22 protein-coding genes are annotated in these 25,245 nt (G+C 71.0%); 12 read left to right on the top strand and 10 right to left on the bottom strand.

The window, feature by feature from the left end; all coding sequences use genetic code 11:
• Positions 1 to 9: 9 nt before the first annotated feature.
• Positions 10 to 639 carry a LexA family protein gene (locus BSZ36_RS18270; protein WP_094551993.1) on the bottom strand — a complete coding sequence of 210 codons (630 nt, stop codon included), beginning with the start codon at positions 637 to 639 and terminating at the stop codon, positions 10 to 12.
• Between the two features lie 292 nt (positions 640 to 931).
• Here BSZ36_RS18270 and BSZ36_RS18265 point away from each other — a divergent pair, with 292 nt between their 5' ends.
• On the top strand, positions 932 to 1,981 hold the full coding sequence (locus BSZ36_RS18265) for a class I SAM-dependent methyltransferase (RefSeq protein WP_094551991.1): 1,050 nt from the start codon (positions 932 to 934) through the stop codon (positions 1,979 to 1,981).
• Here BSZ36_RS18265 and BSZ36_RS18260 read toward each other — a convergent pair.
• Positions 1,929 to 2,588, bottom strand: a complete 660-nt coding sequence (locus tag BSZ36_RS18260; RefSeq protein ID WP_094551989.1) for a TraB/GumN family protein — start codon at positions 2,586 to 2,588, stop codon at positions 1,929 to 1,931. The two genes, BSZ36_RS18265 and BSZ36_RS18260, sit on opposite strands and share 53 nt — an antisense overlap.
• 54 nt (positions 2,589 to 2,642) lie before the next feature.
• The gene (locus tag BSZ36_RS18255; protein ID WP_094551987.1) at positions 2,643 to 4,775 is read right to left on the bottom strand and encodes a catalase; all 2,133 of its coding nucleotides are present in this window, start codon (positions 4,773 to 4,775) and stop codon (positions 2,643 to 2,645) included.
• A 520-nt stretch (positions 4,776 to 5,295) separates the two neighbouring features.
• Here BSZ36_RS18255 and BSZ36_RS19770 point away from each other — a divergent pair.
• Positions 5,296 to 5,661, top strand: coding sequence for a strawberry notch-like NTP hydrolase domain-containing protein (locus BSZ36_RS19770; protein WP_218827764.1), 366 nt, complete (start codon positions 5,296 to 5,298; stop codon positions 5,659 to 5,661).
• A 73-nt stretch (positions 5,662 to 5,734) separates the two neighbouring features.
• Here BSZ36_RS19770 and BSZ36_RS18245 read toward each other — a convergent pair whose 3' ends face one another.
• From BSZ36_RS18245 to BSZ36_RS18225, 5 genes are all read right to left on the bottom strand, one after another.
• Positions 5,735 to 6,754, bottom strand: a complete 1,020-nt coding sequence (locus BSZ36_RS18245; protein ID WP_094551983.1) for an L-dopachrome tautomerase-related protein — start codon at positions 6,752 to 6,754, stop codon at positions 5,735 to 5,737.
• A 4-nt stretch (positions 6,755 to 6,758) separates the two neighbouring features.
• On the bottom strand, positions 6,759 to 7,286 hold the full coding sequence (locus tag BSZ36_RS18240) for a TolB family protein (protein WP_094551981.1): 528 nt from the start codon (positions 7,284 to 7,286) through the stop codon (positions 6,759 to 6,761).
• Positions 7,287 to 7,563: 277 nt separating this feature from the next.
• The gene (locus BSZ36_RS18235) at positions 7,564 to 7,968 is read right to left on the bottom strand and encodes a GlcG/HbpS family heme-binding protein (protein WP_094551979.1); all 405 of its coding nucleotides are present in this window, start codon (positions 7,966 to 7,968) and stop codon (positions 7,564 to 7,566) included.
• 37 nt (positions 7,969 to 8,005) lie between these two features.
• Entirely contained in the window at positions 8,006 to 9,181 is a 1,176-nt protein-coding gene (locus BSZ36_RS18230; RefSeq protein ID WP_094551977.1) for a zinc-dependent alcohol dehydrogenase, read from the bottom strand.
• Between the two features lie 896 nt (positions 9,182 to 10,077).
• Positions 10,078 to 11,109, bottom strand: coding sequence for a YeiH family protein (locus tag BSZ36_RS18225; RefSeq protein ID WP_218827763.1), 1,032 nt, complete (start codon positions 11,107 to 11,109; stop codon positions 10,078 to 10,080).
• Between the two features lie 288 nt (positions 11,110 to 11,397).
• On the opposite strand from BSZ36_RS18225, the gene BSZ36_RS18220 reads away from it, so the two are divergent.
• From BSZ36_RS18220 to BSZ36_RS18200, 5 genes are all read left to right on the top strand, one after another.
• Positions 11,398 to 12,594, top strand: a complete 1,197-nt coding sequence (locus BSZ36_RS18220; protein ID WP_094551975.1) for a cation:proton antiporter — start codon at positions 11,398 to 11,400, stop codon at positions 12,592 to 12,594.
• Between the two features lie 667 nt (positions 12,595 to 13,261).
• Entirely contained in the window at positions 13,262 to 13,561 is a 300-nt protein-coding gene (locus BSZ36_RS18215) for a putative quinol monooxygenase (protein WP_094551973.1), read from the top strand.
• Between the two features lie 363 nt (positions 13,562 to 13,924).
• Positions 13,925 to 14,689: a TrkA C-terminal domain-containing protein gene (locus tag BSZ36_RS18210; protein WP_094551971.1), complete on the top strand. Its 765-nt coding sequence runs from the start codon at positions 13,925 to 13,927 to the stop codon at positions 14,687 to 14,689.
• Between the two features lie 33 nt (positions 14,690 to 14,722).
• A complete protein-coding gene (locus BSZ36_RS20195; RefSeq protein WP_094551969.1) occupies positions 14,723 to 15,118 on the top strand; it encodes a UBP-type zinc finger domain-containing protein in 396 nt (131 codons plus the stop codon).
• A 193-nt stretch (positions 15,119 to 15,311) separates the two neighbouring features.
• The gene (locus BSZ36_RS18200; RefSeq protein ID WP_094551967.1) at positions 15,312 to 15,566 is read left to right on the top strand and encodes a CoA-transferase; all 255 of its coding nucleotides are present in this window, start codon (positions 15,312 to 15,314) and stop codon (positions 15,564 to 15,566) included.
• 10 nt (positions 15,567 to 15,576) lie between these two features.
• Here the strand turns inward: BSZ36_RS18200 and BSZ36_RS18195 are convergent, their stop codons facing one another.
• Both BSZ36_RS18195 and BSZ36_RS18190 read right to left on the bottom strand, forming a co-directional pair.
• Positions 15,577 to 16,431, bottom strand: a complete 855-nt coding sequence (locus BSZ36_RS18195) for an SDR family oxidoreductase (RefSeq protein WP_094551965.1) — start codon at positions 16,429 to 16,431, stop codon at positions 15,577 to 15,579.
• Positions 16,428 to 16,898 (bottom strand): DUF488 domain-containing protein, encoded by a 471-nt coding sequence (locus BSZ36_RS18190; protein ID WP_094551963.1) that lies wholly within the window; start codon positions 16,896 to 16,898, stop codon positions 16,428 to 16,430. Before BSZ36_RS18190 ends, BSZ36_RS18195 begins: the two co-directional genes overlap by 4 nt.
• 140 nt (positions 16,899 to 17,038) lie before the next feature.
• On the opposite strand from BSZ36_RS18190, the gene BSZ36_RS18185 reads away from it, so the two are divergent.
• The 5 genes from BSZ36_RS18185 (at position 17,039) to BSZ36_RS18160 (ending at position 24,833) form a co-directional block, all read left to right on the top strand.
• Entirely contained in the window at positions 17,039 to 18,052 is a 1,014-nt protein-coding gene (locus BSZ36_RS18185; RefSeq protein WP_094551961.1) for a zinc-dependent alcohol dehydrogenase family protein, read from the top strand.
• Positions 18,053 to 18,068: 16 nt separating this feature from the next.
• Positions 18,069 to 19,034, top strand: coding sequence for a ring-cleaving dioxygenase (locus BSZ36_RS18180; protein WP_094551959.1), 966 nt, complete (start codon positions 18,069 to 18,071; stop codon positions 19,032 to 19,034).
• Between the two features lie 762 nt (positions 19,035 to 19,796).
• Entirely contained in the window at positions 19,797 to 23,117 is a 3,321-nt protein-coding gene (locus tag BSZ36_RS18170; RefSeq protein WP_094551955.1) for a strawberry notch-like NTP hydrolase domain-containing protein, read from the top strand.
• A gap of 68 nt (positions 23,118 to 23,185) precedes the next feature.
• Positions 23,186 to 23,689 (top strand): hypothetical protein, encoded by a 504-nt coding sequence (locus BSZ36_RS18165; protein ID WP_094551953.1) that lies wholly within the window; start codon positions 23,186 to 23,188, stop codon positions 23,687 to 23,689.
• 151 nt (positions 23,690 to 23,840) lie between these two features.
• Positions 23,841 to 24,833 (top strand): DUF6166 domain-containing protein, encoded by a 993-nt coding sequence (locus tag BSZ36_RS18160; RefSeq protein ID WP_143537005.1) that lies wholly within the window; start codon positions 23,841 to 23,843, stop codon positions 24,831 to 24,833.
• The last annotated feature ends 412 nt before the right edge of the window (positions 24,834 to 25,245 follow it).

Below are 25,245 nucleotides of genomic sequence, written 5' to 3'. Positions count from 1 at the left end.
GGGGGCGGCTTAGCGGAAGGTTTGGACGGCGAGCGCGGCGACGACGACGCCCTGGACGCAGGCCATGCTCTTAGGCACGCGCTGGTCGGGGTACTCGGGGTTGCGCGCGACGAGCACGACGTACGAGCCGTCCTCGACGACGTGCTTGAGCGTATTCCCCTCGCCCTCGACGTAGACCGAGCACACGTCGCGGTCGGTCGGGGTCACGTCGGGCCGCATGACGAGCGTCATCCCGGGGAGGAGCCCTGCGCCCGTCATCGACTCCCCGTCGACGACCAGGAGGTAGTCGCCGGGCCGCATCGCGGGCACGAGGTCTGGGAGCGTCGCGACGAAGTCGTCGGCCTGGGCCGCCACGTCGGTGATCGGCCCGGCGGGGATCTTCCCGAGCCGCGGCCAGGGGCGCGCGCGACCGTGGCGCTCGCCGGACTCGGTGAGTTCGATCTGGAGCGGGACGCCCCGGCCCCCGGACGTGAGCGCGACGAACCCGGCCGCCTCCAGCTTGCGGAGATGGGCGTAGACCGCGGACACGTTGGCGAGCCCCATCCGCCGAGCGAGCTCGCTCCCGTTCGGGGCCGCCCCGCCGCGGCGGACGGCGTCGCGGAGGAGCGCAAGGAGCTCGGTCTGGCGGGGGTAGAGCACGGTTGGGGTGCGCGGCGGGCGCAGTGTGACGGCGGGGTTGTCAGTTTACACCTCGAAGTGTCAAGTTGGGTCCCGTGTGCCCTGAAAGCACCGGCCGGATCGCTTATGGAGGGATTCCAACGGTTCCTGCGTGGGTACGCAAGTCCGTGAATTACAGATATGGATAGTCGGTGGGGATCCGGGTCTCAGCATTTGAGAAAACGGTGGGTCGATGCGGGACCGGGGTGGCGACGGCGTGACCCCCGTGACACGCCGTCGCCACCCCTCACGAGCCCCGATCTCGCAAAGCGCCATGCCACATCCGGCTACATCTCCACTGGCTCTAGACGCCCACGTCCGTCTCGCCCGAGAGGTCGAAGCGTACGTCGCGGCCTCGAAACCGCTCTCATCCGCCGACCTCTTCGCTCTCGCCTCCAGCGCCTATGGCGGCTCGCTCGCCGAGGGCGCCTTCACGCCCCGCGACGCCTACGACGCCGCTGAACTCGGGCTCCACCTCCACCTGCTCCGCGCTGTCGGGCGCCTCCCGCCAGGGGCCTCGATGGAGTGCTCCTCTGGCGCCCGCGACGCGCTCGCCGAGGTCGAGCGGCTCTCGGCGCTCCTACCCAGCCAGACGCGCCGAACCGCGGAGCAGAACGACTACCAGCAGTTCTCGACGCCCGCCGCCTACGCCGGGCTCTGCGCCTGGGTGAGTGGGGTAGGGGAGGGGCACCGCGTCCTGGAGCCATCCGCTGGGACGGGCGCACTCTGCACCTTCGCGCTCGCCTCTGGCGCCTCGGTCCACGCCAATGAACTCTCTGACCGACGGGCCGACCTGCTGGCGGTCCTACTGGAGGCGGCAGACCAGGACCCGGGCGAGACGCTCACACGCGAAAACGCCGACCACCTCGACGCCATCCTGCCGCCGTCCGTCCGCGCCGACGTGGTCTTGATGAACCCCCCATTCTCGCAGACTGCCGGGCGCCTCGGGACCCGCCGCGTCCCGACGGTCGGGACCGATCACGTACTCCAGGCTCTCCGTCGCTTGGAGCCGGGCGGACGGCTCGTCGCCGTCCTCAGCGCCGCCGTCCAACGCGGCAAGCCGACGCACGGGGCGTTCTTCCAGACCATTGACGCCGACCCGTTCATCCTCTGCGCCGATGTCGAGGTGGGCGGCGCGGTCTATCGCCCGTATGGGACCTCTGTACGCACACGCCTCCTCGTCGTGGAGCGGATGCCAGAGCACTCATCCGGCGCAGCCAGGGCGCGCGTGGAAGGCGTCGTGGAGGCGGTGCCTGACGTCGTCGATCTGCTCATGCCAACGCGGGCGGGCCGATCCACGCGAGGCGGACGTCGGTGGCCCTGACAGAAGTTGATGTCGAGGTGTGGTGCGCGCATGTGTACGACCGCCGCGTCGGGAACGCGCGCGGCGGGGCCGTCCTACCCAGCCGACCCTGGTCAGGGGGCGCCGCGCTGGCGGTCTCTGCGAGCGAGCGCGGCGCGCGGTGAACGGCGCCGCCAGCCCGGCGGGCGCCGAGCCCGGGCCTCTCCGCGACTCGCAGGCCGCTGCGCGAGAGGAGTGCAAAGGCCTCCCACTCGCTATCGTCCGGCTGGCGCCAGCGGACGTAGGCGTCGATGCGCTCCATGTCGGGCCAGTCGGCCTCGGCGCCGACGACCGAAAAGGCTTTCTCCTCAATGAGGGCCTGCGTGATGCGCGCACGCAGGCGGTAGAACTCGTGGGTGCCGTGGCTGGCCTCGCCGATGCAGACGACGTGGGCGTCGCCGATGCGGTCCAGGATCGGCCCGAGAGCCTGCCCCGGACCCGATCCGGGGTCGGCGTCGTCGACGCGGTCGAACCCTTCGGCGTGATCGGCGACGAGCGCGCCGACGTCTTGAGGCGCGCGGTAGACCTCGCCTCTGGCGGGGTCGCCAGAGACGGGGAGGGGACGATCGGGGAGAGACGAGGCGGGCATACCCTCTGACGGTTCGAGGATGCGACGCGGGAGGCCACGCGCCTTGCAGGCGCCCTACGCGGGCACCTGGTCCTTCTTGTTCCGGTCGAAGTGGCGGTACTGCGCGATGGCCTCGCGGAACGCCCCGGGGAACCCGTCGAGGTCGTCGTGGGCGGTGACGACGCCCCGGTCCGAGGTCGTCGGGCCGTCCGAGACGTCGAGGTCGGGCAGGCGCGCCGCACTCAGCAACTCGACACCCTCGCCCGTCGCGCCGATGGGCTTGGCGTGTCGGTACCCTTCGTGGACGAAGTGGAGCGCGTCGCCGTGCGCCTTGAGCGCCTCGACGCTCTCGGCGCCGCCCGGCACGAAGAAGGCGTCGAAGAGGACGGAGGCCGTCGTGAGGTAGCTCTCGTCCACCTCGACCGTCTCGCCGGACGCGCTCGTGAGCATTCCCAGCGTTTCAGCGACCACCGTCGGCATGGCGCCGCCGTCCATGAGCATCTCCTTGACGGCCATGAGTTGCTCGTGGTCGAAGCCCTCGGCGAGGAGGATGGCCACCTTGCGGGTCTGGATCGTGTCGTAGCGGCCCCGCTTGATGGTGCTCACCTCGGGGATCCGCTTGTCCGTCTCCGTCCCCGCGAACGCGGTCGGCGGCTCGACCCCGATGCCCTTTGCCACACGCACAGCGAGGTCGTGGTTGATGTGGTTGAAGAAGTCGGTCACCATCCGCTCGCGGACCTCCATGATCGTGACTTTCCCGAGTTCGAAGTGCGCGGCGGACACCAGACGGTCCTGTTCGCCCTCGGTCAGGCTGTGCCAGAACATGGTGGGCTGGCTGAAGAAGTCCTTGAAGCTGTCGCTCCGCTCGCGGACCTTGTGGCCCTCGACGCGCTCGGCGTAGTGGACGTAGCCGCCCTCGGACTCCGGCGCCGTCATCGGGCAGCCGCCGCCGCGCGAGTTCGGGGAGTAGTTGACGGGGCCGCGGTTGATCGTCTGCCGCATGAACCCATCGCGCTGGTTGTTGTGGACGGCGGCGACGGGCCGGTTGATCGGGAGCTCGTTGAAGTTGGCGCTCGAGAACCGGTTGATCTGGGTGTCGATGTACGAAAACAGGCGCCCCTGGAGGAGCGGGTCGTTCGTGAAGTCGATGCCGGGGACGACGTGGCCGGGGTGGAAGGCGACCTGCTCGGTCTCGGCGAAGAAGTTGTCCGGGTTGCGGTTGAGCGTCATCTTGCCCACGATGCGGACGGGCACCTCGGACTCGGGGATGATCTTGGTCGGGTCGAGGAGGTCGAAGTCGAAGGCGTGCTCGTCCTCTTCCTCGACGACCTGGAGGCCGAGCTCGTACTCGGGGTAATCCCCGTCCTCGATTCGGTCCCAGAGGTCCTGCCGGTTGAAGTCCGGGTTCTTGCCGGCGATCTTCTGCGTCTCGTCCCACACGAGCGAGTGGGTGCCCAGGACGGGCCGCCAGTGGAACTTGACGAAGCGAGCCTTGCCCTCGGCGTTGACCAGGCGGAAGGTGTGAACGCCGAACCCCTCCATCATGGCGTAGGAGCGCGGAAGGCCTCGGTCGGAGAGCACCCACATGATCGTGTGCGCGCTCTCGGGCATGAGCGAGATGAAGTCCCAGAAGTTGTCGTGGGCGGCCGAGGCCTGCGGCGTCTGGGAGTCCGGCTCGGGCTTGATGGCGTGGACGAGGTCGGGGAACTTGATCGCGTCCTGGATAAAGAACACCGGCATGTTGTTGCCGACGAGGTCCCAGTTGCCGTCCTCGGTGTAGAACTTCGTGGCCCACCCGCGCACGTCGCGGACGGTGTCGGCCGAGCCGCGGAAGCCGACGACGGTCGAGAACCGGACGAAGACGGGGGTCTTCTGCGACGGGTCCTGGAAGACCTTGGCCTTCGTGAGGTCCGTGAGGGGTTCGTAGACCTGGAAGAAGCCGTGGGCCGCCGAGCCCCGGGCGTGGACCACGCGCTCGGGGACGCGCTCGTGGTCGAAGTGGGTCATCTTCTCCCGGAGGTGGAAGTCCTCCAGGAGCGTCGGTCCGCGGGTGCCAGCCTTGAGCGAGTCGTCGGTGTGGTTGACGCGGAGACCGGTGTTCGTCGTGAGGTACTCGCCGTCGGCGTCCTCGCGGTACGGTTCGAGGTGGCGGTCCTTGGCGGCCTCGTCGTGGCCCTGGTCGTCGGTGAGGCGCTTCGGGTCGGACATGGGAAGATGGGAAGGGGGCAGAGAGAGGTGGTGGGCATACTCTCTGGCGTGGGATGCGGTTCGGAGATGCGAAAGGAGGGCAGACACGCACCGATGTAGAAGGCTTTCCGGCGCGCTGGTAACCCGTCCAGGAATCAACGTCCGGCCTCCGCCCGCGACGCTTTCCCGGACGTGGCGATGGGGGTGTGGCACCGGTGAGTGGCCTGAGCTGCTAGGGCGCGAGGGAGCGGGTCATGCCCCCCCCCCCGCGATGCCGGGCCGATGGGCGAGCCCGTCAACGCGGCGGGCCGGAGCCGACCGGAGAGCGTCTCGGGTCGTGTCTCCGCACGCCCAGCCAGCCGGAAATCCCGTGGCCCCTTCTCCATCTCACGTCGCATCCTCAGCGACTCAGCCCCAGGTCGAACAACTCGACCTCTTCGCCCTCCTCGCACCACGCATCGCGGGGGGCGCCTCGACACCGCGCCCCAAGGCGACGGTGGAGTCCCGGAGCGGATCCGTCCCTCGGCGCGCCGTCGCGCCGGTGTGGCCCTTCGCGGACACCCGGCCTCTGGCGGTCGAGACGGCCAGTGAGGTCGCCCAGACCGGTGCGCTCACGGCGAGCGTGTTCGACGCCTACCGCGCGAGTGTTAAGGTCCCCGGCGCCTGCCCCCACCCGACGCGGCTCGTCGAGTCGGCCGCGATGGCAGCGGCCACCGCCCCACCCTGCGCATACCGCCCGACGCTGCCCGAGCACCTCGTGAGCCGGGGCCTCCTCTCGGACGCGCAGCTCGAGACCGTCTGCCGCGCGGGCGCCGCTCACACGGAGCGTTTGCCCGGTACGGGGGAGGAGGCCGGACGGAGGCAGGGGTTCTTCGTCGGTGACGGGACCGGAATGGGGAAAGCATGAGCGGTAGACGCTCGATAACGGCGCTTATCAGGGACGGAAGCGAGACCGGATCGGAGGACGGAACTCGCGCGGCTCAGTCAGCGGGGTCGAAGCGGTAGAGCGCCGACGGCACCGCGTGGTCAGCGTCCGGCTTGAACCAGGGCGAGTCCTGAATGTGGGAGGCCGTGACGTACATCGTCCCGTCCGGCCCCTCCGACATCGTGTCGGGCCAGCGGAGCCGGTCGTCCTGGACCACCACCGTCTCGGCGTCGCCGTCGCGCTCGATCACGGCGTACGTCTCGACGGCCGTGAGGAAAAACCGGCCCGACGAGTGGATCCACAGCCCGTCGGTAATCTCGGTCTGGCCGACCTTCTCGACGGCCTCCGCCAGCGCGTCGGCGTCCAGGCTCTCGTCGCGCAGGGCGCTCGTGGCGATGCGGTAGAGCGTCCGGCCGGTGAGCGCCTTCCAGTAGAGCGTCTCGCCGTCGTTCGAGAGCGCGAGGCTGTCGGCCGCGAACACGGCGCCGCGACCGTCGGGGCGGCGCAAGGGCCCACCGTCGATCTCGACCGTCACGTCGTCCTCGGGCTGGGTCGAGGGGTGGCCGTCGAGCACGCGCCGCGCGGTCCCGGTCTCCAGGTCGACGACGACGAGCGCGCCGCGCCAGCCGGAGTCGGTGATGTAGGCGTGGGTGCCGTCCGGGCTGAACCGGACGTCGTTGAGGTAGCTGCCCTCGGGGGCGACGTCCTCGCCGAACGCGACCGTGCGCGCGACGCGGTCACCGTCGAGCGCGATCTGGACCAGCTTCGGGCCGCCGGGGACGAGGTGGGCGGTGGCCGGCGCGGCCGGGTCGAGGACCCAGACGCTGTCGCCGTCGGCGACGACGGCCTGGACGCAGACCCAGTGGTCGCCGGGCGAGGCGTCGTTCGCGTTCCGCCAGCCGTTCCACGCATCGTCTGGGTAGGGGCGGAGCGAACCGTCGTCCAGAATCTCGGCGACGGAGACGGCCGTGTCCTCGGTCCAGCGGGGGAAGTTGACGAACGTGCGGCCGTCGTCGGTGACGGTGACGCCGGTTACCTGGTGGTCGAACGCGGCGACGAGGGAGAGGGAGGGCATACAGTCAGGAGTAGGAGAGGTTGAGGCGCCAGAGGTCGCCTGAGGGGTCGGCCTCGGCGGTGGGCCGCCCGCGCGTGACGACGAGGGCGCGGCCGTCGGGGCTCCACGCGGGGAAGCTGTGCGGCTCGCCGTCGGTGAGGCGCTGGCGGTCGCGGCCGTCGAGGCGCATGAGCCACACCTGGGACTCGCGGTCGTCGCCTTGCGTGAACGCGATCCAGCCGCCGTCCGGCGACGGCATGGGCGTGACGGTCGGGGTGCCCTCGTCGAGCCCGGCCGGGGTGACGCGGACCGCCCCGACACCGTCGACGTCGAGCCGCCAGACGGCGTCCGTCCCGTCGCGGTCGGAGTGGAACACGAGGCCGCCGCCCACCGGCCACGGCTGGTCGCCTTCCTCGCCGAGCGCATGGAGACCGCCGTCTGGACCGAGGCGGAGCAGGTGGGGCTCCTCCTCCGGAGCCATCCGGAACAAGACGACGCCCCCGTTCGCGAGTGGGGCAGGGCCGTAGTCCGACGCGCCCTCGGGGTCGGTCACCCGCTCGACCGCACCGTCCCGGAACCGCCAGAGCGCCGGGCCGCGATGGTGACGCGGGTAGACACGGTCAGCGCACGCAGGTCGTGAGGCCGATCCCCGACGACGCGCCGGTGGCGACGGTCGTCCGATGGTCGAGCGGTTTGGGAGAGACCGACAAGGGGACGAGGAGCTAGGCGTCGAGGAGGCCGAGCTGCTCCAGGATCGCGGACTGGTCCGTCACGCCCCAGCGCTTCTGGGCGTCGATGTTTTTCTGTCGGTCGTTCACGTGTTCGGAAGGTTAGGAGGAGAGGGCATCGGCGCCAGCCTGCGCGACGGCGTGGTCGTCGTCGACCGTGCTGCCGGAGACGCCGATGGCGCCGATCACGTCGTCGCCGTCTTCGAGCGGAAGCCCGCCGGGGAACGAGATGAGTCCGCCGTTCGAGTGTTCGATGCCGTAGAGGCTCTCGCCTGGCTGGCTCATCCTACCGAGGTCGCCCGTCGGCATGTCGAAGTAGCGGGCCGTCCTGGCCTTGGTGATGGCGATGTCGATGGAGCCCAGCCAGGCACCGTCCATCCGGCGAAAGGCGAGCAGGTTAGCCCCGGCGTCGACGACGGCGATGTTTTGCTTGATGCCCATGTCTTCGGCCTTCTTCTGGGCGGCGTCGAGGATGGCGGTGGCCTGGGCGGTGGTAAGGGTCTTCATGCGGTGGGGGGAGGGGTTGTGCTGTGGCGGGCGTCGGCTAGGGCTTGAGGACGACCTTGATGCAGTCGTCCTTCTTGTCACGGAACGTCTCGTACATCTCGGGCGCGTCGTCGAGCGGCGCCGTGTGCGTGATGATGAACGACGGGTCGATGTCCCCGTCCTGGATCTTCTTCATCAGCGGCTCGAGGTAGCGCTGGACATGCGTTTGGCCCATCTTGAACGTGACCCCCTTGTTCATCGCCGCGCCGAAGGGCAGCGTGAGCGTCTTGGCGTAGACGCCGGGGACGGAGATCGTCCCGCCCTTGCGGCACGCCATGATGGCCTGCTGGAGCGCGTAGCCGCGGTCGCTCTGGAGGTGGACCGCCTGCGCGGCCTGGTCCACGAGCGCCTTGGCGTCGTTGGCCGCGTGGGCCTCCGCGCCGACCGCGTCGATGCACCGGTCCGGGCCGCGCCCGTCGGTCATATCGATCAGGTGCTTGTGGACGGGGCCGTCGATCTCCTCGAAGTTGACGACCTCCGCCTTCGAGTTCTCCTTCGCCATGCGCAGCCGCTCCGGCTCTCGGTCGATCGCGATCACACGGCCGGCACCCATCATCCAGGCACTCTGGATCGCGAACTGGCCGACGGGCCCGCAGCCCCAGACGGCGACGGTGTCGCCGCCCTCGATCTCGGCGTTCTCGGCGGCCTGATACCCCGTGGGGAAGATGTCGGAGAGGAAGAGGACCTGCTCGTCGGTCATGCCGTCCGGCACGACGATCGGGCCGACGTCGGCGTGAGGGACGCGGAGGTACTCAGCCTGGCCACCCGCGAAGCCGCCGAGCATGTGGCTGAACCCGAAAAGGCCGGCCGGGGAGTGGCCCATCGCCTCCCGTGCCATCTCGGCGTTGGGGTTCGAGGTGTCGCAGAGCGAGTACATCGTCTGCTCGCAGAACCAGCAGTGCCCGCACGAGATCGTGAACGGGACGACGACGCGGTCGCCCTTCTTCAGGTTCGTGACCCCGCTCCCGACCTCCTCGACGACGCCCATCGGCTCGTGGCCGATGATGTCGCCCGGCTCCATCGACGGCATGAAGCCGTCGAAGAGGTGGAGGTCGGAGCCGCAGATGGCCGTCGACGTGACCCGGATGACGACGTCGGTGGGCTCTTGGATCTCGGGGTCGGGGTGCGTGTCGACGCGGACGTCGCCTTGGCCGTGCCAGGTGAGTGCTTTCATGGAGAGGAGGGCGGATCGGTAGGAGAGGACGGTGTGGGTACGGGAGGCTTCGGCTACTGGTCCGTCAGCTCCGCAGTTCCTCGGGTGCCCTATGGGGCCGTCAGACCTCCTCCCTGGCAGAATCCGCCGACACCGCCGCGCTACGTGGGTCGCCCGGCGGAGCCCCTCGGGCGCGACCGGCGCCACGGCGTTGAGGGCGGCGCGGACCGTCTCGGCGAGCGTTTCGAGACGGTTCAGCTTTCGTGCGGTCGACAGGATATGTGTCGAGTCGGTCCGCGGCTTCCTCCGCGCCCTCGGGAGTTCGTCCCCCTGGAAGCGGGCGAGCATTGCGTCGAGGACGCCTCCGCTCCAGACCGCCCTCGGCGAGCCGGGTCCCGAACTCCGAGAGCACGGATCGCGGATGTGGCGCCCGCAAAGTCGAAGCCGGGGGCGTTGAGCTCCAGGCTCAGCGCGTATTTCCAGTCGATCCTCGAGCGGGCGGCCTCGACGGCCTGGCGGTCGGCGAGCCCGTCGGCGAACGGCATGACCGAGACGAGCGCCAGTCGCCACGGGGCCGGCTGGTCGGCCGCGCTCGGAGTAGAGCGGGGCGAAGAGGGCGTCGTCGTAGAGTGCGCCGAGCGTGTCGCGCATCTGGACGAAGGGGGGTCCTTTGGGAACGCCGTGCGAGCGACGCGGGCAGTCTGCTCAGAGACGGGCGGGACCGTTGGAGGCTGGAGCGACATGGCGGCGGAGGCGGTGAGCCCCCTACCTCAGAGCCTCCCGGCGGTCCCACCAGGATTCGCCAGCCGTATCCATGACTTGTCAGACCTCAACGATCCCCGCGATCAGCACCTCTCGCCTCGGCGGAGCGGTCCGGGCGGACAGCGGAGACGTCGGGGCGGACGTGGGAGGGGGCATCACGAGGTCCAGGCTAGGACGGCGGCGAGCGAGGCCCCAGCGACGGCCAGCCACAGGAGCACGCCCTGCACGAGCGGCCGCACCCCGACGGCGCGGAGCGTGGTCCGGCTCAGCCCGGCGCCGATCAGGAACAGCGTCAGCACGAGCCCCTGTTTTGCGGCGGCCACGAGCGCGTCGTACACCGGCGCTCCGCCCGGGAAGACCGCGACGACGGCCGAGGCCAGCGCAAAGAGGCCGATAAACCACGGGACCGCCACCCTCACCTCGCCGCCCGTCGACCGGCGACGCCACCACGCCGCGCCGAGCGCGAGCGGGACGATCCAGAGCGCCCGCGTGAGCTTGAGGACCGTCGCCTCGGCCAGCGCCTCGGCCCCGTACGAGGCCGCCGCGCCGACCACCGACGACGTGTCGTGGATCGCGACGGCCGCCCACACGGCGAACTGGTGCTGCGAGAGGTCGAGGAGGTGGCCGACGGCCGGAAAGACGTAGAGGGCCACGCCGTTGAGGAGGAACACGGTCGCGAGCGCCACACCCATCACCTCGGCGCCCGCGCCCAGCGCTGGGCCGAGCGCGGCGATGGCCGAGCCGCCGCAGACGGCCGTCCCGCCCGAGACGAGCGCGCCCGTCGTCGGCTCGACGCGGAGCAGGCGCCCCAGCGCCAGCCCGACCGCGAGCGCGAACGCGATCCCGAGCGCGGTCACGACGATGCCCGAGCGGCCCACGTCGAGGACGGCTGGGAGCGACATCCCGAACCCGAGCCCGACCACGCACGCCTTGAGGAGCCACTTCGACGCCCGGGCGCTCGGCCCCTCGTAGGGGTTCCCGAGCGTCAGCCCGAGCACGGCCCCGACGCCGAGCGCGACGGCGGGCGAGACGACGGGGAGGAGGGAGAGGGCCGCGAGCGCCAGGAACAGCGCGCGGCGCCAGAGCGGGGCGATCGCAGAAGAGTGGGTCAGAATGTCCGGGGCCGGTCGGATGATCGGGCGTTCTGGTCCAGCGTCTGCACTCCGAGCGCCTGCACGCCACTCCAAGCGTCTGCACGCCGCCGTCGACGAACAGGGTCTGCCTCCGCGAGTTCCGGGCGGTTTAGTTCCCGACGGGCTCCGGCGGCTCGCTCGGCCCGAACGGTTCGACCGATACGGTCGTTGGGTCGAGAGCTCCGGGGGCATGGCCCTGGCACGTCCGGGCGACCCGGCGCGGGCGGTCGCTCGACCTCTCGGTATCCTCCGCTCGTTCCCGACCGGCGCCGTCGGCCGCCCCCGCAGACCCTGGACCTCCACGTTCTCACCTACCTCGTCGTCGGGGCTGCCTTGCTGGGCATGGCGACGCTCCCCCGGCTGTTCGGCCGGGGGCCGCTCTCGTTGCCCGTGCTCTACATCGCGCTCGGCGCCGCCGCGTTCGCGCTCGTGCCGGCCCTCCCGTTGCTGCGCCCGACGGCCGACGACGCGCTCGCCCACGTCCTTGAGTACGCCACCGAGGTCGTCGTGATCGTCTCGCTGGTGGGCGTCGGGGTCCGGCTCGACCGGCGCCCGGGGTGGCGCGCGTGGCGCGTCGTGTGGCAGCTCCTGGGTGTCGCGATGCCGCTCACGATCGCGGCCGTGGCCGGACTCGGAGCCGCCGTGCTGAGCCTGCCGCTCGCCTCGGCCGTCCTCCTGGGCGCCGTCGTGGCCCCGACCGATCCTGTCTTGGCCGGGGCCGTCCAGGTCGGAGGGCCGGACGAGGGCGAGGAGGACGAGGTCCGCGGGTCGCTCACGACCGAGGCCGGGCTCAACGACGGGCTCGCGTTCCCGTTCACCTACCTCGCGCTCGCGCTCTTGGGCGGCCTCGGCGCGGGCGGGTGGGCCGAGTGGATCGCCGTCGACATCATTTACCGGATCGTTGCCGGGCTGGCGGTCGGCGCGGGCGTCGCGCGGGCTCTCGCGTGGTACGTGTTCGAGCGGAGCGACGAGAGCGAGCAGACCGAGGCCCCAGGCCTCATCGCGCTGACGGTGATCGCGCTCGCGTACGGGCTCGCCGAGCTCGTCCATGGCTACGGGTTCCTGGCCGTGTTTGCGGCCGGCGTGGCGGGCCGTGGGGCCGCCACCGAGAGCTCGTATCACCGGTCGGTGTTTCAGTTCAACGAGCAGATCGAGCAGGCCCTGACGGCGCTCGCGCTCGTCGTCCTCGGGGGGATCCTGGTCGGCGAATGGGCCTACCTCTCATGGGAGGCCGCGCTCGTCGCCGCCCTGCTCGTGCTGGTCGTCCGGCCCCTGGCGAGGTGGCTCTCGCTCCGGGGCTGCGGTCGGCTCTCGCCGACGGAGGCGAAGGCCGTGGCGTTCTTCGGCGTCCGGGGCATCGGGTCGCTGTACTACCTCGCGTTCGCGCAGACGCGCGGGGCATTCGAGGGGCTCGGCGACGTGTGGGCCGTGGCACTTCTAGCCGTCGCGTTCTCGGCCGTCCTCCACGGGGCGACGGCGGGACCGGTCATGCGCCGGCTCGATGAGCGGCGAGCCTCAGCCTCCCCGTCCGCTGCGTGAGCGGGCTATCCACATCGTGGAGGAGGGGTAGATCTTCCCTCGACACCGCGCGTCTCACTCTCCGTCTCGCGGCGGCTGCCGCTCGACACGGTCACCCTCGCCCAGCCGGTCTTGGTACTCCGCGAGCGCCGCGCGGACCCGGGCCGCCTCGGCCGGCTGGGCGACGAGCCCCCGCTCTGCCAGCCCGGCCAAGGCCGCATCTAGCGTGAGCCTCGCGGTGGCGCCCCCAGGAGTACGCCTCGGCCGCTCGGGGTCCGATGACCGCCTGCTCGGGACGGGTCGGAGGGGGCGCCGAGGTGGACGCGGCGGTGCCAGCGGATGAGCACGCGATACACGACGCGGGGGGACGAGATCTGCATCGTGCGCGCGTGGGCTTGGGGTCGTCCACGGCCTGCGTACTACGCCGCCAACGTCCGCATTCGCCCGCCGCGTAATTGTCGGTGAGTACTATGCGGACGCCATCGGCTTTGCGGCGGCATAACTCATGGTTCTACCGCGACGCATCGATCTGGAAACGTCGGTTGCGAGCGCCGCGCCCCGCCTCAACTCTCCGCTGGCGGCGGCCCTCCGCCAGCGCGGGGCCTGTCGGACAGGGGCGCATCCGGCGCCGCGCGCGGAACGACCGACGGCCCGTGCAAGTACGGCCCCTCCATTCCCTCTCCCCATCATGGCCACCGAACAGAAAGCCCTTCTCGCCCGTCTCCACGCCAAGCCCGGCAAAGAGGACGAGGTCGCCGCATTCCTCAAGAGCGCCCTCCCAATGGCGCAGGCCGAGGACGGCACCATTAAGTGGTACGCGCTCCAACTCGACGACACCACCTTCGGCATCTTCGACACCTTCGCCGACGACGACGGCCGCCAGGCGCACCTCGACGGCGACATCGCGGCGGCGCTCATGGAGCACGCTGACGACCTGCTCGCCCAGCCGCCCCAGATCGAGCAGGTGGACGTGCTCGCAGCCAAGTAGCCTGCCATCTCCTGGTCCACGCCGCCCGCTCCGGTCGCCCCCGGGCGGGCGGAGCGGGCGGTCTCAACTGGGCCTCGTCGTTGGCATGCCGAACAGCTCCGTGCCGTTTGGGCTCCGGCGGATGGACGGGCTCGAAATGCCTCACGCGGCGGCTTCGGCTCCAGCGTCGGTTTCCTCGGATCGTCCGCGCTCGACGGCGGGGTCGCGGTAGAACCCGCCGTCGCACCCGACGCAGGGCGCTACGGCCTTGCCTCGCACGACGTCCGGCGCCTACGTTGCCTCGTCCAACCGCCGCGCCGCCCTTCGCGGGTGAACGGCCAGTCGTTCTGCCGCTGAGGCGTCGTCACCCAGGAGGTAGCCCCGATGGTCTCCGTCGTTTCCCTCCTCGTCGTCGTCGCCCTCTCGATGTTGGTGATCCGCATCGGCACCGTCGCCCTCTCGATGACGGGCTTGTCGGAGGAGGTGGCGAAGTTCCAATCGCTCTCGGCCTTCTCCGGCACCGGGTTCACGACGGACGAGGCGGAGACCGTCGTGAAGGACCCCGCGCGGCGCCGGATCGCCACGGTGCTCATCCGGCTCGGCGCCATCGGCGTGGTCTCGTCGATCGCGACGCTGCTGCTCTCGTTCGTCGGAGCCGGGGGGGCTACCCCGGAGCGGCTGCTGGTGCTGGGGCTGGGGGTGCTCGCCCTCCTCACGCTGGCTCGGAGCCGGGCCTTCAGCCGCGTGCTCACGCCGCTCATCGAGCGCGTGCTCGCCCGCTACACCACGCTGGAGTTGAGGGACTACGCGGACCTGCTCCATCTCCGCGAGGACTACCGCATCGTAGAGGTGGACGTCCGGGAGCAAACGTGGCTGGGCGACCGGGCCATCGGCGAGCTCGACCTCGCGGGCGAGGGCGTCCTCGTCCTCGGGGTCAAGCGGTCGGGCGGGGACTACGTCGGGGCCCCCCCGGCGGACCTCCGCCTCCGCCCCGAGGACCTCGTCGTCCTCTACGGCCGGAGGCACCGCCTGCACGAGCTCTCCACGCGGGCATCGGGGGATCACGCGGCCCACCGCGAAGCGAGAGCCGAGCACGCGCATGATCGTGGCGAGCAGCGGGAGCAGCTAGAACGAGAGGGCGCGACATAACCCACTCCCCGCGCGGACCCGGGGCTACAAGGAGTGCCTGAAGACCTGAAGTCGAGACTGCGCTGGGTCCACCTCCGGCTCTGCCTGCGCTGCGACCACGTCAGCTGCTGCGACAGCTCGCCGGGACGGCACACGACGAAGCATTTCTACCACACGAGCCACCCCGTCGTCGGACCGGCGAAGCCCGTCCAGCGACCCGAGGCGCCCGCGCCGGGCGAGGAGGGCTACGAGCGGATCGTCCAGGGAAACTGGAACGTCCCGGCGTGGATGCGCGCCAGAGTGCGGGCGGCGGCCGAGGAGAGTGGCGTGAGCCAGAACGACGTCGTCCAGGAGGCGCTCCGGCGCCACCTGGAAGAGACCGAGCGGGGCAGGGGAGGGGGCTTCGCTCTGGAGGCCCGCCACTTCGGGATTCGGCGCGGCGGGCGGTAGGCCGCTACCCGCGGCCGGAGAGCCGGGCAAAGACGACGGCCCCCGTGAGCGCCGCAAGGGCGCCAAGCGTCGCACCCAGAACCCACGGTTCGGCTCTCGGCGCCAGCGGTCGCGAAGGCAGTTGGAGCGCCCGAGCCGTGTCCCATGGGAGCGCGCGGATTTGGGCCAGGACGTCGCTCGCCGTTGCGGGGCGATGGACCTCGCGACCGGCGCCAAGCGCCTCATCGTCACGATGACGCACACGAGCCGCGACGGGATACCGAAGGTGGTCCCCGCGTGCACGCTCCCGCTCACCGCCTCGGGAGTCGTGGACCTGCTCGTCACTGACCTCGCCGTGTTCGCGTTCGGGGGCGGCCGGATGGTGCTCACGGAGACGATGCCGGACGTGACCGTCGAGGGGGTCCGGGCCGCGACGACCGCCCCGTTCACCGAGGCGGTCGCGGCCTAGCCCGGGCGGATCAGGACAGCGCGTTGCGAATGGCGTCGGCGAGCGGCGTCGGCGGGCGGCCGAGGAGGCGCTCCAGGTCGCCGCTGTCGTCGTCGAGGGCGCCGCCGCGAGCGGCCACGTCCGACTGCGCGAGCATGGCGGCGACGGGCTCCGGCAGGCCGGCACCGACGAGCGCGTTCTGGTAGTCGTCCTCGGGGAGGTTCTGGTAGGTGACCGACGTGCCCGACTGGCGGGACAGCTCGGCGGCGTACTCGGACATCGTGAACGGCTCGCCGGCCAGCTCGTAGGTCTGGCCCGTCTGGTCCTCATCGGAGGTGAGGACGGCGGCGGCGGCCTCGGCGAAGTCCTCGCGCGTGGCTGCCGCGATCTGGGCGTCGCCGGCGCTCCCGAGCACGACGCCGTGCTCCAGGGCCGGCGCGATCGACCCGGTGTAGTTCTCGGTGTACCACCCGTTGCGCAAGAGGACGGTCGGAACGCCGCTCTCGGCGAGCGCCGCCTCGGTCTGCCGGTGCTCCTCCGCGAGCCCGAGCTCCGACGTGTCGGCGTGCAAGACGCTCGTGTAAGCGATGAGGCCGACGCCGGCCGCCTTCGCCGCGCCGATCACGGCCCGGTGCTGGCGCGCTCGCTGCCCGACCTCGCTGGACGAGATAAGCAGGAGCGTGTCGACGCCGTCGAGGGCGGGGCCGAGCGTCTCGGGCTTGTCGTAGTTCCCCTCGCGGACGACGACGCCCTGGTCGGCGAGGTCGGACGCCTTGTCCGTGTCGCGCGCGAGGGCGACGATGTCGGCGGCGGGGACGCCCCGGTCGATGAGCTTGGCGATGACGAGGCGGCCGAGGTGGCCGGTCGATCCAGTGATGGCGATCATGAGTCCGTTGGGGGAAGGGGAGAGAGGTCGGTGATCTCGACGGGCAGCATCCGAGCGAGCGCCTCGGTCACCTGGCGGCGGTGGCAGTGCTCGGGAGCCGCCTCGTAGCAGAGGAGGGCGACGCGCTCGCCGGCCTCGATCCGCTCGGCGAGGTGGTGGAGGTCCGTCTGAGCCTCGGGCGTGGCGAGGTGCTCGCCGAAAACGCGTCGCATCTCGTCGTGCCGACCGGCCTTGGCGGCGGCGCGGCCGTCGGCCGGCGTGCCCAGCCCCCGAAGGTGGAGGTAGCCGATGCCGCCCTCGGCGAGGCCCGCCGCGAGCCGCGTCTTGGCGAATCCCGGCCGTCGCGACCGCGCCACGGCCCGGACGTCGACGAGCGTCTCGACGCCTGCGTCTTGGAGCGCGCGGACGACGCCGTCGAGCGTGGCGCCTTCGTACCCGATGGTCGCGAGGGGAAGAGCGTCAGGCATCGTGGAGGGGAGTAGGGAAGAGCGGGTACCCCGCGTCGGCACGGGGCGATCCCGGGATACTCCTGTTTAAACAGATATCACGGAACTGCCCACGGACGCCTTGGTGAGCCTCCCCCTTTCGTCTCCACTCTTCCCCTCTGATGACCGTCTACGAAGTCCCCCAGGACACCTCCTCCATCGGCGACCTCCGCCAGTCCGAGCGCCCTGACCCGGGCGACCCGGCGCCGGGACAGGTCCTCGTTCGGCTCCGCGCCGCCTCGCTCAACTACCGCGACCTGATGATCGCGAAGGGCACGTATGGGCGCGCGGGCCTCGCTCGCGACACGGTCCCGCTCTCCGACGGGGCCGGCGAGGTCGTCGCCGTGGGCGACGGCGTGACGGAGTTCGCCGTCGGCGACCGCGTGGCCGGGACGTTCTTCCAGCCCACCTCGGGCGTTCCGTCGGCGGAGGAGAAGCCGCTCGGCGCGCCGCTCGACGGCGTGCTTCAGGAGTCGCGGCTGTTTTACGAGGCCGGGCTCGTCCACGCCCCCGCGGGCTACTCGTTCGAGGAGGCCGCGACGTTGCCGTGCGCGGCCGTCACGGCGTGGCACGCGCTGATGGAGGCCGGAGCGCCGGTCCGCCCCGGGCAGACCGTCCTCGCCCTCGGGACCGGCGGCGTGTCGACGTTCGCGCTCCAGTTCGCCGCGGCGGCGGGCGCCCGCGTCATCGTGACCTCGTCGAGCGACGCGAAGCTGGAGACCGTCCGTGGCCTCGGGGCCGACCTCACCGTCAACTACAAGGAGACGCCGGACTGGGCCGAGGCCGTGCTCGACCTGACCGACGGCCACGGCGCCGACGCGATCATCGAGGTGGGCGGCGTAGGGACGCTCGGCAAGTCGTTCAAGGCCGTCGCGAAGGGCGGCAAGATCGGCCTCATCGGCGTGTTGGCCGACGCGGACGACAGCCCCGCGCCGTACCCGCTGATGGGCAAGGGTGCCGCGTTGCACGGCATCTTCGTCGGCGACCGGCCCATGTTCCAGGCGATGAACCGCGCCATCGAAGCCAACCAGATCAAACCCGTCATCGACCGCGTCTTCCCGTTTGAGGAGGCCTCCGCCGCCTACCGCTATCTCGCCGAGGCCGACCACACCGGCAAGGTCGTCGTCTCCATCTAGCTCCTCCCTCACTGCCATGTCTCCCCACGGGATCCACCACCTCACGGCCGTCTCGGCCGCCATCCGCGACAACTACCGGTTCTACACCGAGACGATGGGCATGCGCCTCGTCAAGCGGAGCGTGAACCAGGACGACGTCTCGGCCTACCACCTCTTCTACTCCGACGCCGTCGGGACGCCGGGCCACGACCTGACCTTCTTCGACTGGCCCGTCCCGCCCGAGCAGCGCGGCACGCGGTCGGTCATCCGGTCCGGACTCCGCGTCCCGGCCGCCAGCCTGGACTACTGGGCCGGCCGACTCTCCGAGGCCGGCATCGAGGCCGAGCCGGTGCGCGAGATCGACGGCCGGCCGACGCTCCGCTTCGAGGACGCCGAGGGCCAGCGCCTCGCCCTCATCGCCGACGGTGGCGCGGGCGACCCGCCGACCCCGTGGGACCGGAGCCCCGTTCCGGACGAGCACCAGATCCGCGGCCTCGGACCGATCACGATGAGCGTGCCGGACCTGGAGAACACCGACCTCGCGCTGCGAACGGTCCTCGGAATGCGTCCCGTCCGGACGTACCCGCTGCCGGACCGGCCGTCCGACACGGTCCACGTCTACGAGATGGGCGCGCCCGATGACGCGGGCGGCGGCGGCCCCCACGCCGAGCTCCACGTCGCCGTCCAACCCGGCCTGCCGGTGGCGCGGCAAGGCGCCGGCGCCGTCCACCATGTCGCTTTCCGCGTGCCCGACGACGCCTACGAGGACTGGGCCGAGCGGCTCCAGCGGTTCGGCGTCCCGTCGAGCGGCCCGGTCGACCGGTACTACTTCCGGAGCCTGTACTTCCGCGAGCCCGGCGGCGTGCTGTTCGAGCTGGCGACGGACGGCCCCGGCTTCGCCGTCGACGAGGACGCGGCGACGTTGGGAGAGACGGTCGTGCTGCCGCCGTTCCTGGAGCAGCGCCGGGCGCAGATCGTCGCGGGCCTCAAACCTCTGGACTGACGAACGGCCCGAGATCACGGCCCTCGTGCTGCTTGCGCTCGTGGCCGCGTGGTCCATCGTGACCGGCGCGCTCGAGGTGGTGCTGGCCGTCCGGCTGCGCCGCGAGATCGAGGGCGAGTGGCTGCTCGCTCTGGCCCGCCGCCTCACGTTCGGGCAGACGCTCGCGCTCCGGACGGGGGCCTACGCCGCGATCGCCACGGCCATGGTCTTCTTCGTGGCCGAGGGGTCGTTGCGTCTGCGGGGCGAGGGCCTCGCCGTTCTCTACGAGCGGGGAGAGCTCGGCGCGTTCCTCGGGACGGCGCGGTGCCTCATCGACCTCTCACAAACGGCCGATTCCTGTTCGAGCCAGGTGGACGAGGCAGATCGGGGTCATCCGTCGCGCCTCGCGATCGGAAACCCGTCCGGGAATCTGCGTCCAGCAACTCCCCTTCCTGCGGCTTTGCGGACGCAAAGCCGGTGGTCTAGGAGAGCGGGAGGAGGGAGAAGTAGCACGGTCGACAGCCCGTCGCGGTGCCGGGCCGGTGGGCGAGCCCGTCAACGCGGCGGGCCGGAGCCCACCGGGGAGTGTCTCGGGTCGTGGCTCCGCACTCCGTGCCAGCCAGAAATCCCGTGGCCCCCTTCGCTTCCCATGTCGCAACGAGCGCGACGACATCACCGGTCGAGCAACTCGACCTCTTCGCCCTCCTCGCACCGCGCATTGCCCGTCTGAGCGCCGTGCCATCGCGCTCGAGAGCGCAGGTGGCAACCCATCCGGACTCTGCGATGGAGTGGCCCTTCGCGGACGCCCTCCCGCTGGTGGTCTCTACCGCCGAGGTCACCGCCCAGACCGGTGCGCTCACGGCCTCGGTGTTCGACGCCTACCGCCCGAGCGTCCGGGTCCCGGGCGCGTGCCCGCACCCGACGCGCCTCGTCGAGTCGGCTGCGATGGCGGCGGCCAGCGCGCCGCAGAGCGACTACCGCCCGACGTTGCCCGAGCACCTCGTGGCTCAGGGCATCCTCTCGGACGCGCAGCTCGAAACCGTCTCGCGCGCGGGCGCGGCGCACGCCGGGCACCTCCCGGGCAGCGGGGAGGAGGCCGGACCGAGGCAAGGGTTCTTCCTCGGTGACGGAACCGGAGTGGGGAAAGGGCGCCAATCTGCGGCGATCATCCTCGACAACGTGCTTCAGGGCCGCCGCCGGGCGCTCTGGGTGTCCGAGAACCGCAACCTCATGCGCGACGCCGTCCGCGACTGGACGGCGCTCGGCGGCCCGGCGGACTTCGTCTTCGACCTGGGTGCATGCAAAGGACCCATCCAGCACGCCGATGGCATCTGCTTCGCGAGCTACGACACCCTCAAGGGCAAGCCGCGCGAGCGGGACGGCGTCGAAACCGGCATCCACCGGCTGGAGCAGGTCGTCGCCTGGCTCTCGAGTGGGGGAGAGGAGTCCGAGTTCGAGGGTGTGATCATCTATGATGAGAGCCACAACGCCAGTGCCGCCCTAGACACCCAGGGCTCACGTGGAGTCAGAAAAGCCTCGCAGCGAGCGCTGGCGGTCGTCGATCTCCAGGATCGGCTTCCGAACGCCCGCATCGTCTACGCCAGCGCGACCGGCGCCACAGAGGTCGCGAACCTCGCCTACGCGGCTCGCCTGGGGCTCTGGGGTCGGGGCACCCCGTTCCCGACCGTCGAGGCGTTCGTCGAGAAGGTGTCCGCAGGAGGCATCGCGGCGATGGAGCTCGTGGCGAAAGACCTGAAGTCGATGGGGCTCTACCTCGCCCGGTCCGTCTCCTACGACGGCGTCGACTACCGCACGCTCGTCCACGACCTCGAATCCCACCAGGCTCAGACCTATGACCGCTGCGCCGAGGCCTGGCAGGTCGTGCTCCGCAACATCCAAGACGCGCTTGAAGTCACGAAGGCGGACAAGTGCGGCCGCGCCCGCGCGGCGGCGTACAGCCAGTTCTGGGGGGCGCACCAGCGGTTCTTCCTGCACGTGCTGGTGGCGATGAGCGCGCCGAGCCTGATCCGGGACATGGAGGCGCGCCTGGCCGAGGGCGAGAGCTGCGTCGTGCAACTCGTGTCCACGATGGAGGCGGCGACCGAGCGGGCCTACGCGAAGGCGGTCGCGAATGGTGAGGATCTACGGGACCTCGACGTGACGCCGCGCGACCAACTCCTGCAGTTCGTCGAGGCCAGCTTCCCAACGACTCTCTACGAGGAGTACGAGGACGACGACGGGCGTGTGAGATCGCGGCCCGTCAAGAACGCAGCGGGCGACTTCGTCCAATCGCCAGAGGCCGTGGCCGCGCGGGACCGGCTGATGCTGGAGGTGGGGGCGGTGAGTGTGCCGCACGGCGTGCTCGACCAGGTCGTGGCCCACTTCGGACCCGAGGCCGTAGCCGAGGTGACCGGCCGTGGACGCCGGTTCGTGACCAAGACCGTCGATGGCATCGAGCAGGTCGTGGAAGAGCGCCGCACGAGGCGGACGTGCAACGCCGAGGCCGACGAGTTCATGGCGGGAAAGCGCCGGGTGCTCGTTTTCAGCCAGGCCGGGGGGACCGGCCGGAGCTACCACTCGGATCTCGCGGCGGCCAACCAGCAGAGGAGAGTCCTGTACTGCGTCGAGCCGGGCTGGAGCAGCGCGCGGTGCGTGCAGGGGATGGGCCGGGTCCACCGGGCTAACCAGGCGTGTCCGCCCGAGCTGGTGCTTGTGACTACGAATCTCAAGGCCCAGCGCCGCTTCTTGTCGACCATCGCGCGGCGGCTCGACCAGCTCGGCGCGCTCACCAAGGGCCAGCGGCAGACGGCGAGCCAGGGGCTCTTGTCGAGTGAGTTCAACCTGGAGACTCCTCTGTCCAGGGCTTCCTTACACAACTGGTTCGTGGACCTCTACCGGGGCGAGGGCAGGGCGGTGGCCTCTGGCGTCACGCCAGCGCTCGTGGAGGAGCAGATGGGCATCAAAGTCCTGGACCAGGACGGGCAGCTCAACGTGAGCGCCGTGCCCGAGGTGCCGAAGTTCTTGAACCGGCTCTTGTCGCTCCAGACCGGCGCCATGGACGCCGTCTTCGACTCGTGGTACGCCTACCTCGAAGAAGCCACCGAAGCAGCGCGAGAGGCAGGCACGCTCGACGTGGGCGTGGAGACGATCCGAGCCGAGCGCGTGGTCAAGACCGACGAGCGGCTCGTCTACACGCACGAGCGGTCCGGGGCCACGACGCAGGTCGTGACGCTGGAGCTCACGCGGCGGACAGAGATCGTGGACTGGGACGAGATCTGGCGCTGGGCCAAGGACGCCCAGGCGCTGGGCTCGTGGGTGGGGTTCGTGGTCAACCGGCGAAGCGGGCAGCCCTACGCGCTCTTCCGGGCCGGGAGCCGGACCACGGAGACCGGGCGCGTCGTCGGCAGGCTCCACCGTGTCGGGGTGCGGTCCAACCGGCTCATGGACGAGACCGAACTCAACAAGCCAGGGGAGCGGACCGCGAGCGGTCCGTCCGGAGGCCACCAGCCCGTTCCGACCGACGAAGCCAAAGCGCTCTGGGCCGCGGGCGTCGACGCCGCGCCCGAGTTCACCACCGAGCCCATCCACCTCGTGACCGGGACGATCCTTCCCATCTGGGACCGGATCGCCGGGCACCCTCGCATCTACCGAGCGCAAACCGACAGCGGCGAGCGCATGATCGGCCGGGCCGTCATGCCGGAGCACCTGAGCGCGACGCTCAAGGCGCTGGGAGCCACGGGCGACCGCGTGGACATCACGCCCGACGCGCTGGCGGAGCGGCTGCTGGCCGGCGCCGAGGCCGACCTCGCCAACGGCTGGCAGCTCCGAGTGCGCCGCGTGGCGAACGAGCCCCGGATCGAACTCGTGGGGCCGGACTTGGCCGCCATGCGCGAGCTGGAGGTCGACGGGGTCTTCGCCGAGGTCCACGCCTTCCGCACACGGTTCTTCGTCCCGACGGGCGAACGGGCGGCGGCCGTTCTGCGCGCAGTGACCGAACATCGCCCCGTGGTCGAGATCCGAGGAGGGGACAGGCTACCGCCGGGCCGCCTGAGTGGCGCCTGCGATGCGCCAGAGGCCTATGCCGAGGCCGCTCCCCCTCGGTGAGGAGCGGCTCCGGCACTCGGCCGGAGGTCGCTCAGGAATCCTTTGCTCTGAGATCCATGTCCAGATCCATGCCCGGCCCTGGTGACTTTTGCCACGGCTGCAACCGCTTGCTCTGCCGATGTCAGCCCGAGCCTGATGTCGACGCTCATCATGAGGCGTCCTACCAGGTCGGCTACGAGGCGTGCCTCGCCGACGGCTACTCCGAGCGCCCGATGACCGAGTGGGTTTACCGGACGGGCTCGCGGGCCGTGTGGGACGCCGATGCGAAGTGCCTGCGCTACTTCATGACGCCGCTCCGATTCGCCGAGCTCACCTGGCGGCATCGCCACGCGAGCGTCTGGGCCTATGGCCGGTGGTTCGAGCGGCTCTACGGGTTCCACCTGGAGGGCTACCTCGCGGGCTACGACGACGCAGGCGCAGGCTTGCCGTCGGCCGTCTGCGACGCGCTAGCCCACGCCCGGGCCGAGACGGCGCTGGACGCCTACGAGCCCATGCCGGACCTCGATGAGGAGCCCGAGCCCATCCAGTCCTCGCCCCAGGTGGTCGAGGTCGACGACTGGATGCCCTTCTAGTCGCTCTCGCTAACCCGGCGCCGCGGCCTACGAGGCCAGCAGCGCCACATCCGACACGAGGCTCGGTGATGTCCGCCGGGCCTCTCTCCTGGCGCCAGAGGCTAACGCGCCTCTGGCGCCTGCACCAAGACCGGGGGAGGCCCCGATCCCGATGACACGTTCGTCTGCCCGTTCGACCCTGCCCGCTCCCCTGCGCGGGGACCACACCACCACGGACGTGTGCACGTCGGAGGACGCCCTAACGTCAGCTGGGACGCGCATCCCGGCCGCCGAACTCCGCGCCCGGCGCGTCGCTCGTGAAGCGGGCCGCTGGCGCACGTTCGCAGCCGAGCGCACGCGGATGCGGCCGGGCACGCTGGACGCGAAGGCCCTGGACGCCTGCGCGTTCAGCGTCCACCACGGCGCCTCGTCGTTTGCCGTCCCCTCGAAGCTCGTCGGCACCTCGCGGCACCAGCCTCTTCTTCGGTCGCTCGCCCTCGACCCAGACACCTCCTGGCTGGCGCTGGATCTGGGCGCCCGAGGCGACCACCTCGTCGTCTCGCGCGGCGGGCGCGTGCTGGGGCGCGTTCAGCCGAAGCACCTCGGATGGGTCCGCCCGCTCGTCCCGTTCGGGCTCACCGTCCACTTGGCGCGTGTGACGGGGACCGACGCGTCCGGCCAGGGGAGGGGCTACCGACTCGGGTGCAACGTCGCCTTCGGCCACGTGGGGAAAGCGCTGGGCCGGCTGGATGAGACGATGACCGGCCCCGGCGGAGACGGCGCGGGCAGCGGTGCCCTCCGGCTCGTGGTCTCAAACGGCGTCACCGAGACGACCCGGGACAGGATCGGCATTCTTGTCCGGCCCGAGTACGAGGCCATCACGGGCGACGCCGAGGACGTCGTCTTGTGGCGCACGGCCGAGGGTGTGGCGCGCGCCTCCGTGCCCCACGCGGCGCGGCACTCACCGACGGGCATCGAATGGGGATACGGCGGGTCGGGTCCGGCCGACCTCGCGCTGAGCGTGCTCCTCGCGCTCGTGGGCGAGCGGGCAGCGAACGCACTCTACCAGCGGTTCAAGCACGAGGTCGTCGCACGCGTCCCGGAGACGGGCGGGGTCTTGCGAGCGGCCGACGTCCGGGCGTGGGTGGAGAGGCAGGCTGCGTGACGGGTCACCGTTTGCTCAGGTCGAACGGGTACCTGGGCAGGCGGGTCGCCAGAGGCGCCATCAGAGGGGAGGACGGTCAGGACCTGGCGGCCCTGGACGGTCTCCCTGCCGGTCCGCACCCGGCACACCGGCAGGAGGGGGGCGGGGTGTTGGCAGCGGTTTCTAGCAATCTAGGCGACGGCCGGACAGCGTCAAGGTCGTTCGCCCCGTGCTCGCGCTGCGACAGAAAACCCAGATGCGGGCGTCTTCGCCGCCCAGGGTTTTCCGACGGTCCCTCCGCGCGGGGGCGCTCCACCCGGGCTGCAAGCAGCCCTGTTGACCCTGTAGTCCGGCCTTACGCCTGCTGGCGGTGTGGCCGCTGGCTAGCGGGGACCACTCGGGTCCCCGGGCATGGCGGTCGTCACGAGCCCCT

This window comes from Rubricoccus marinus, assembly GCF_002257665.1.
GTDB lineage: Bacteria > Bacteroidota > Rhodothermia > Rhodothermales > Rubricoccaceae > Rubricoccus > Rubricoccus marinus.
The sequence above is the reverse complement of the archived record's forward strand: the minus strand, read 5'-3'. Positions and strand labels throughout refer to the sequence as shown.